Annotated in this window: 4 protein-coding genes; 3 read left to right on the forward strand and 1 reads right to left on the reverse strand. The window is 60.2% G+C overall.

Annotation, left to right across the window (positions count from 1 at the left end; genetic code table 11):
• The 3 genes from H5U08_RS11595 to H5U08_RS11605 form a co-directional block, all read left to right on the forward strand.
• The coding region (locus H5U08_RS11595) for a hypothetical protein (protein ID WP_297033171.1) at window positions 1-313 on the forward strand (313 nt) is incomplete at its 5' end.
• A 374-nt stretch (window positions 314-687) separates the two neighbouring features.
• Window positions 688-1,137, forward strand: coding sequence for an Hsp20/alpha crystallin family protein (locus tag H5U08_RS11600; RefSeq protein ID WP_297033174.1), 450 nt, complete (start codon window positions 688-690; stop codon window positions 1,135-1,137).
• Between the two features lie 586 nt (window positions 1,138-1,723).
• Window positions 1,724-3,217 carry an MFS transporter gene (locus H5U08_RS11605; protein ID WP_297033176.1) on the forward strand — a complete coding sequence of 498 codons (1,494 nt, stop codon included), beginning with the start codon at window positions 1,724-1,726 and terminating at the stop codon, window positions 3,215-3,217.
• 157 nt (window positions 3,218-3,374) lie between these two features.
• Here the strand turns inward: H5U08_RS11605 and H5U08_RS11610 are convergent.
• Window positions 3,375-4,169 (reverse strand): DUF6807 family protein (locus H5U08_RS11610; protein WP_297033178.1); only part of this gene is annotated, 795 nt, incomplete at its 5' end.

A 4,169-nucleotide genomic window follows, 5' to 3' on the forward strand; every position in this document is an offset into this window, starting at 1 on the left:
CGCGGAGGCCACCCCTTACTATGACAAAGCCCTGGAACACCTGGAAGCTGCCGCCGGGCAGCTTGATGAGACGACCACCGGCCGGCTGGGGGAAACCTATGTCAGCATGGGGGTCTCCTACTGGGAAACCGGCCAGAAAGACAGGGCGGTCCAGCTCACCGAAAAAGGGGTCCAACTGATGGAGAAGGCGGTGGCCGCACGACGCCTCCCCGAATCGGCTCTCACGGTGCCGCACTCCAATCTCAAGACGATGCGGGAAGGACTCTCGAGAACCGCCCGGGCGGAAAGCGCCTCTTCAGGAACCCCCCGGTGAGGCGCGCACCGCCTGAGGATGGGACAATCCCCCGCGTAAGTCTTGATCTACAAAAAGGTTTCGGCACAGACTGCCAGATTGGCAGTTCGCTCGCTCTTCTTTTGCGCTCTTTCGTCGCCCATCTTTCAGAAAGCCAAATGGCCGGCATGATCAAAGCGCAACTTATTATTTGAATTACACTTGTGCATTGCCACTTCTTGTCACCAGACGCATGGATGTCGGCCGATTGGCACGGTGTTTGCTATATATGAGGGCCGGAGGGACAAAAAGCCCTCCCTTCTCAAAGGCAGGTGCCTCGGCCTGGGATGCCACCGGCTGGGTCGAGGTAAGGGTGGCTCGGTGGCGAGTTCTCAGTGGGAAGAGGAGGTGTGGCGATGACCCGGACACTGGTACCCTGGACTGCGAGCCCGACTCGGCTGTTTGAATCGCTCCGTCGAGAAATGAACGAATTGATGGATCAATTCTTCGGCGGCGAAAACGGGACCGAATTGGGCCTCTGGTTCGCTCCGAGGGTCAACGTGGCGGAGACTGACACCGCCTTCGAAGTCTCGGTCGATCTGCCCGGTATGAAACCTGAGGACTTCTCCGTCGAGCTCAAGGAAGGGCATCTCTGGATCACGGGCGAACGGCGGCAGGAAACCGAGGAAAAAGGCAAAACCTATCACCGCGTGGAACGGCAATATGGTCGGTTCCAACGGGTGATCCCGCTGCCGGCGGCCGTGAATCCGGACAAGATCGAGGCTGAATACAAGGACGGTGTCCTCCGGATCACGCTGCCCAAGGACGAATCCGCCCAGCCGAAACGGATCCCGGTCAAAACCTGATCCGCTTCGGTGGTTCCACGGATGGACCAGCTAGCGAGGGAATCACCCCCTGAAACAGGCCCCTGTGGGGTGGGCCAGGTCCAGGGTTGTGCGAGGGGCCGGCACTCTGCGACCTGGGTTGATGCACCTGGGCCTTTCCGGAGATGACTCTGTCTCTTCGGCAAGGTTCTTCGGAGCATCAACAAAGCCCGCCCCACTCTTTTTTTATTTCTTCGCAGCACGCGTCTTCTGAACGTCCATCCGCCTCGTTTTTTTCGGCCTTTGTCTTTGACCCGCGGGCAGGGTAAAATTGCCAATCACCGAACCGTGAGGCCAATAGCAGCCTCTTTGGAAGAGGTGTTCTTTCGGAACGACCGTCGCCAGAAGAGAGGGTCTTCCCCCGACGGGGTTCATTCTGAGTAGGTTCGCGAACTGCTTTCATTCGAGAACTTCGACGCGCCGGCAGAAACCCATTTTGCCTTCATCCTCTATGCTCACCACCCTTCGTGCCCGATTTTCACCTCACTCGCCTCGAACGTGTCCATCCTCCGGAAAGGGGCTAAGCGATCGGCCTCTCCCGTTGCCGGTTGTCCTGCACGAAGGCCGCGTGTACGACTTCACTTTCTGGCTGGCCTATCTTTCCAACGCTCTTGTTTCGGCAGCCAACACGCTCCTCTGCCGCTACGCTGATTTCGTGGACTTCCTGGGCGGAACAGAATACCACCTCGGGTGGATTGTCGGCATAGGAATGGTGGGAAGTCTTCTCGGACGGTTCGCCCTTGGCGACAGCATCGACCGCTTCGGTGCCCGACGGTTATGGCTGATCACCATCCTGGGAACACTCGGCTCCTGCCTCCTGCATCTCGCCATCTTCGACTATCGCAGCCCACTCATTTATCTTGCCCGGATTTTGTACATCCTCATGCTGGCGGGGGTATTCAGTGCCTCGATGACGCTCATCACCGGTCGGGTGACCAAGGAACGCCTGGCCGAGGTGATCGGCATCTTCGGTTCAGCCGGTTTTGCCGGCGTCGTGCTGGGGGCACCCCTGGCCGATCTGTTGTTTCCACACGGAATTACCGACCGATGGTCGGCGGACCGCCTTTTCCTGGTGGCGGCTGCCCTCTGCCTGGTCAGCTACCCGCTGGCATGGCTGGTCCCCGAACGAAACCCAAACCGTCGCGCGCAGCGCCGCCAAACCAAGTCACGGAGCGATTTCCGCGGGCATCCTCGACAAAGAAAACGACCCTCGACCTTTCGTATCCTCTGCCACTACTGGCCGGGATCGGTGGTGGCTGCCGGAATTGTGGCGGGTGCCGCGCTTTTTATTCCACCCACCTTTCTTCCGCGATTCGTCGCCGAGATGGGCGTGCACGATGTCAGCGGCTTCTTTGTGCTCTATGCGTTGACAGCGATCACAGTGCGGTCCCTCATCCTGCGTCCCCTGCAGCGCTGGGGCCTGGAACGCGTTATCGCTGCGGGACTGGTCATCCTGGCCATCAGCCAGCTCCTTTTTTTGACTGTTCGTCAACCCTGGCAACTGGTGATCCCTGGCCTGGTCTTCGGTCTGGGACATGCCGTGCTCTTTCCCGCCATTGTCGGTCTGGGCAGTGCCGCCTATCCGAAACGCCACCGCGGCCTCGCCACCACACTGATGATCGGAACCTTCGACGCGGGCCTTTTTGTGGGTGGCCCCATCGCGGGGGCAGTGCTCAGGCTTGCCGGGAACTTTGGCCTGCCGCGCTACTCTGCGATGTTCGTGACGATCTGTCTGAGCCTTCTCGTCTTTGACGCAATCTTCGTCTGGTTGCAGCGCGCCAATATCTTCCGCAAGCACCCGCCGTCAGACGCTTCTTCCGCGCAGGAAAAAGCGGTAAAGCTCGGGGAAATCCATACACCCTCCCCGGCACTCGCGGGTTGCGGTCCGGCGAGCCAGGGAGTGAACTCTGCCGCACCCGGTGTTCTCTCGGTGGCCCTGGACAACGGACCCGCTCTCCCCCCAGACATCCTCTCAGGAGCCGCCGAGCCGCCGACCTCCGCCGCTGCCGGAAAGATCAATCCGGAGGAAGCGGCCGCCACTGTCGGACATCTTCCCACCTGACAAGATCCACCCGTCCTCCCCACAACGGCAACTCGGCTTCCATTCCACGTATTCGCCCCATATTCCGTCACCGGAATGGTCGTTGGTCAATCAGATTCGCCCTCCCGGTCCTCTCCCCACTTCCCAGCAGGAAACTTCCCGGCGAGCCGTCCGCCGTTCACTCTTTGCTCCAGGCATCGTAAATCGTCGGGAGTTTCACGTCTTGGGGACCGCCGGCAAACATGACGACGCGGTAACGCAACCGCACCGATTCACCTTTCGGCAGGTGCCACGGTTGCTTCTGGAATTGAAAAGGTGTGGGTGACATGAAGCCGTAATCACGGGTGAACCACGGTGTTGGGGCCCAGGGATTGGACGGGTGGTCAAAGAGGGCGACTCCTTCTACAGGTCCGTGCCCGCGGCGGGCTCCCCAGAACGCACACCACCCGGAAACCTGCCCAAATGTTTCCTTCTCTCCCTGCGCCCCCTCCGCATTGGCGAGATGGCCTCCATTCAGCGGTGCGATATCGGGCGCCACCCGGATCGCGAACAGAGAGTGATTGGTTTTCTCCACCGTGACGTCCTGCTCAGCCTTCCATACAATTTCCGCGTCGAGAAAGCGAAGCTCAGGGCTGACCATCCGCCAGATGAATCGCCGCTCGTCAGAAAGGACGGGCTGCTGTCCCGGCACGGCCCAGCGACAACTGTCGAGAATTTCCACGGAATCCTTCGTCGTTGTGCCGAGTTGCGGTCCCAGGGAGACGATCTGTCCCGCACTGATCGGCCCCTGCCAGTAGTTCGCCCCGTTGACGCGGTCGCATCCAAAAAGGAGTGAGCGATGGTGCGGCCAGGGAAGGGACGTCTCAGTCGTGAGGGAAAGACCCGTCATGGGCCCGGCCAGCGGGTAAAAGTAGGGATATTTTTGACTGGGGTGGGCACGGTAACTGGTCACGACCTCGTTGTTCCAGCGGAT

Origin of the sequence: Thermogutta sp. (assembly GCF_014359955.1) — a bacterium.
GTDB lineage: Bacteria > Planctomycetota > Planctomycetia > Pirellulales > Thermoguttaceae > Thermogutta.